2 protein-coding genes are annotated in these 1909 nt (G+C 66.6%); both read right to left on the reverse strand.

Going from position 1 to position 1909, the window contains the following annotated elements; genetic code table 11:
* A partial coding sequence (locus D7Y21_RS41120; protein ID WP_233612504.1) for a hypothetical protein occupies positions 1-186 on the reverse strand: 186 nt, incomplete at its 3' end.
* A 409-nt stretch (positions 187-595) separates the two neighbouring features.
* Positions 596-1909, reverse strand: a 1314-nt coding sequence (locus tag D7Y21_RS41125) for a kelch repeat-containing protein (RefSeq protein WP_304988584.1), incomplete at its 5' end; no start/stop codon positions are given.

A 1909-nucleotide genomic window follows, 5' to 3' on the forward strand; every position in this document is an offset into this window, starting at 1 on the left:
ACCCCACTGCCCGCCCGTCTTCACCAGGGCATCCGTGCGAGTCGTCATCCCCGCGCCCGACACCGTGAGTTCCACCCGCGCCACGTCGCTAGCACTCAGGGCCTGCGGCAGCGTCACCACCGCCTGTGCGCTGCCTTCCGTCTCCTCGGGTTGCTGCGCCCCACCGCAGCCGGCCAATGCCAGCACAAAACTCAAAGCCAGGCACACCAGCCCGCTTCGACTCTCTTGTCTCATGGACTTCTCCCCCTTGTGCAGCTGGATGGTCCTCCCCGAGAGGCAATCCGCGCCCATGCCGGACGGGTGCGCCTTCCCAGGAGAGGAGCGCAAGACTCTACAAGCAGGGCCCGTGCACCTGCCCCTGAGTCAGCCTCGCGCCACATCGGTCCGCGCGGACCTTGTTGCGTCGACGTGCGCGCCTCGTTAGGCGGAGCCGGCCGGCCAATCTATTGCCCGAGGAAGGCCTTCATCTCGTGCACCACCTCCGCGGGGTTGGAGAACCAGACGAAGTGCTGTCTGTTCTCGAAGATGACCACCTTCGTGACCAGCACTTTGCGCCGAGCGCTCAGTGGATACAGGCCGTCAGGGCTCGCAGAGCTCAGGGCGTATATAGCTCCGCCGCTGCCAGGTAGCCCTCGCTGTTGAGTCCTCCAGAGATCAGCACCTTGCCGTTCGGAATCAGCGTCTCGGTATGACCGCGACGAGGCGAGGCCATGGAGCCGGTCTCGCTCCAGGTGTCCGAGGCAGGGTCGTACACGCGCGCCGTCGCGACGGAGGAGGAGGCGCCCCCTTCTCCCCCCGCGACGAGCACCTTGCCGTTCTTCAATAACGTCGCCGTGTGAGAGACGGAAGTTCTGGCCATCGAGCCTGCCTCGCGCCAGGGGCCGTACACTTCCGCCGTCGCGTGGTGTCTGCCGTTCCCGTATCCCCCCGCGACGAGCACCTTGCCGTCATTCAGCAGCGTCATTGTGTGGGCAACGCGAGGCAAGGCCATAACGCCGGCCGAGCCCCAGCCGCCCCCCGATGCTGGGTGGTACAGCTCCGCTGTAGCGTGGATGCCTCCAGAGCCATTCCATCCCCCTGTGACAATCACCCGGCCATCAGGCAGCAGCGCTGCCTTGTGGTCGCGGCGAGGCGAGGTCATGGAGCCGGTTGCGCTCCAGGTGCCTGATGCTGGGTCATACAACTCCGCTGTCGCGATGTTGTTGCTACTCGAGCCGTATCCCCCCGCGACGAGCACCTTGCCGCTGGTTAATAACGTCGCCGTGTGGTTGCTGCGAATCGAGGCCATGGGGCCGGTCGCGCTCCAGGTACCCGAAGCAGGGTCGTACACCTCCGCTGTCGCTGTCCGTCCAAGTCCGGTGTATCCCCCCGCGACAAGCACCTTGCCGCTGGGTAAGAGCGTGGCCGAGTGGAGTTCGCGAATTGAAGCCATGGGTCCGGTCGCGCTCCAGGTGCCCGAAACCGGGTCGTAGACCTCCGCCGTCGAGAGGAAGCTGCCGCTGGCCGCGCTGCGTCCCCCCGCGACGAGCACCGTGCCGTTCTTCAACAACGTCGCCGTGTGGAAGCTGCGGGGCGAGGTCATGGCTCCCGTCGCGGCCCATCCCCCACAGAGCGACAACCCTGACACCGTGAAGCCCGTCACGGTCGTCAGGTTGAATGCATTGGTGACAGTGGCGGTGATGGAGGCCGTGTTGCCGCTGACCACGCACGCCGGAGGGGTCCACATCACCGCGCTCTGGGTGGGGCCATTGCTGGGCACGCCGAGGGTGCCGACGCTGGCCGTCCAGGAATAGGAAAGCGCGCTGCTCTGCGGGTCTCTCGCTCTCACCCGGAAGACGACGGTGCCCCCCGCTGGCGGCACCGAGGTGACGGACTGGAACGTCTCCACCACTTCGGGCGGGAAGCGCGC

The sequence above is a fragment of the Corallococcus sp. AB045 genome (genome assembly GCF_003668895.1).
Taxonomy (GTDB): Bacteria; Myxococcota; Myxococcia; order Myxococcales; family Myxococcaceae; genus Corallococcus; species Corallococcus coralloides.